The following is a 2,268-nucleotide window of genomic DNA, read 5'->3' as shown; positions in this document are numbered from 1 at the left end:
GTGTGGGGCGGCATCATGCTCGTCTCAGGGGTCGCGGCGATGCTCGGCTTCGCGCTGCTCTCGGGCGCGAGCCCCGAGGTCGTCGCCGTGGTCACCACGATCGCGGCGGGCGGCATCATGGCGATGGTCGCCAACACGATGATTCCGGAGGCCTTCGCCGCCGACCGCTCGCTGACCGGACTGTGGGCGGCATTGGGCTTCGCGCTCGCCTTCGCGCTGTACCAGCTGGGCTGAGCCCACACCACCCGGAGTGACCTACGCGCTGAGGGCAGCGCCCGCCGCGTGCAGCCGCGCGATGAGCTCGGGCACCTCGTCGACCGTGCGGCAGAACATCGCCGGCTTGAAGCAGATGCTCGTGTAGCCCTGCTCGACCTGTCGGGGCAGGGCGGCGAGGGCCTCGTCGAGGTCGGCCACCGCATCCGGCCCATCGAAGCGGCCCCGGATGCCCCCCACGAGCTCGAGCTCGCTCATCGCACGCCCGGCCTCGGCCATCGCGCGCTCGAGCCTGGCGAGATCGTCGGCGGTGAGCGTGCCGAACGGGTTGAGACCGGACCCGTACCGCACGAGCCGCCGCACGAGCGGCGGGTGCATGCCCTGCCCGCCGAACCACAGCGGCGGGCCGCCCGGCCGGAAGGGCCCCGGCTCGAGCCACACATCGTCGAAGCGGTAGAACTCGCCCTCGTGCCGCACGGGCCCGCCCCGCCACGCGCGCGCGACGATGTCGAGCTGCTCGTCGAGAATCGCCCCGCGCCGGTGGAAGGGCACGCCGAGGGCCGCGTACTCGTCCTTGTGCCAGCTGACCGTCGGCAGCACGACGAGACGGCCCTGCGCGAGCAGGTCGAGCGTGCCGAGGTCTTTCGCGAGCAGCAGCGGGTGCCGCAGCGGGAAGATGATGGCGCCCGCCACCAGGCGCAGCGTCGTCGTGGCCTGCGCGATGGCCGACATGAGCACGAGCGAGCTCGGCCAGGCGGTCGCCGGGTCTTGGTTGCCGGGGGCGGCGTAGTCGCGCAGGTTCGCCATGACGCCGTTCGCGCCCGCCGAGGGGCCGAGGGCGATGTGGTCGCTGAGCATCACCGCGTCGACGCCGTGCCGCTCGGCGGTCACGGACAGCTCGACGAGCCCGCCCAGGTCGCGCGCGTCGACGATCGCGTCGTTCTCGGTCAGCACCATGACCCAGCGGATGCTCACACCGGCCTCCTCGCCCGCTCGCCAGTCATTCGCTTCCGAATGACTCAGGGAAACGCTAGCGGATGGCGTCCGGGACAGTTCTCCGACGATGTGCGAGAAGGTTCTCGCAAAACTCGCTAGAGTGGGCGAGTGAAGAAGGTCCTTCTCGCGCAATTCACCGTTGCGCCCTCTGGCGCCGAGGTGGTTCGCCAACTCGTGGTCGAGTACGCGCACGCTGTTCGCGCCGAAAAGGGCAACCGACTGTTCGCGCCGACGACCCGTCAAGACGATCCGAACAGCTACCTGATCTTCGAAGAGTACGAGAACGATGAAGCCTTCGCGGTGCACCTCAGCACAGCACACTGTGCGGCGTTCAACGCCGCGATCGCACCGTGGATTCACGGTGGGGCAACGACCCTCATCGAACTCGTCGACATCGAGTCGGTAGGCGGCGCGAACGACTCACGCACGCTCGTCTAGACACCAGCGGGCCGAGGCCCAGCGCCGAGGTGGCGCCGTTAACCGAGCTCGTGCCTCCACGGCGGCTCCGCGCCAGCGCGTGTCACGGTGATCGCGGCACACCGCCCCGCGAACGACAGCAGAGCGTCGACGTCGATCGACGCAAGAGCTCGCTCGCGATCGACGGCGAAGGCGTCGACCACACCCTGATCAACCAACGCTGCGATGATTCCCGCCATGAACGAATCGCCTGCGCCAATCGTGTCGACAATGTCAACGCGCGGCGGTGCGAACTCCACGACTCCGGAGCTCGAGACCGCGATGGTGGATGCTCCCCCATCGGTCACCACGACGAGCTCGGGCCCCCGGCTCAACAGATGCTGTGCGGCCTCAACGAGGGTCATGGAGTCGTAGGCCCACGCCAGATCTTCGGCGCTCGCCTTCACGACCTGCGCGAGCGAGCAGAAGCTCTCGACCCGTTCGCGGGCGAGCTTAACCGAGCCCATGATCTGAGGGCGCAGGTTGGGGTCATAGGTGACGAACACCCCAGCGGCGTGAGCACGAATGAGCGCGTCAACCTGGGTCGCCCCCGGCTCGAGCACCGTCGCAATCGAGCCGGCGTGAATCAAACGCGTCGCGGGC

At 69.0% G+C, this 2,268-nt stretch carries 3 protein-coding genes and 1 pseudogene; 2 read left to right on the top strand and 2 right to left on the bottom strand.

Going from position 1 to position 2,268, the window contains the following annotated elements:
• Positions 1 to 234 (top strand): annotated as a pseudogene (locus SFU54_RS00715) (ZIP family zinc transporter); the annotation flags it as partial.
• A 21-nt stretch (positions 235 to 255) separates the two neighbouring features.
• Here the strand turns inward: SFU54_RS00715 and SFU54_RS00710 are convergent.
• Positions 256 to 1,188: an LLM class flavin-dependent oxidoreductase gene (locus SFU54_RS00710; RefSeq protein ID WP_153981929.1), complete on the bottom strand. Its 933-nt coding sequence runs from the start codon at positions 1,186 to 1,188 to the stop codon at positions 256 to 258.
• A gap of 129 nt (positions 1,189 to 1,317) precedes the next feature.
• Between SFU54_RS00710 and SFU54_RS00705 the strand changes: the two genes are divergently transcribed.
• Positions 1,318 to 1,647: a putative quinol monooxygenase gene (locus SFU54_RS00705; protein WP_052225668.1), complete on the top strand. Its 330-nt coding sequence runs from the start codon at positions 1,318 to 1,320 to the stop codon at positions 1,645 to 1,647.
• 38 nt (positions 1,648 to 1,685) lie between these two features.
• On the opposite strand, the gene SFU54_RS00700 is transcribed toward SFU54_RS00705, so the two are convergent.
• Positions 1,686 to 2,268: PfkB family carbohydrate kinase (locus SFU54_RS00700; protein ID WP_319014403.1), on the bottom strand; the 583-nt coding region annotated here is incomplete at its 5' end.

Source organism: Microcella sp. (assembly GCF_033763155.1).
GTDB lineage: Bacteria > Actinomycetota > Actinomycetes > Actinomycetales > Microbacteriaceae > Microcella.
Note: the sequence above shows the minus strand (reverse complement) of the source record. Positions and strands in the feature narration are given on the sequence as shown.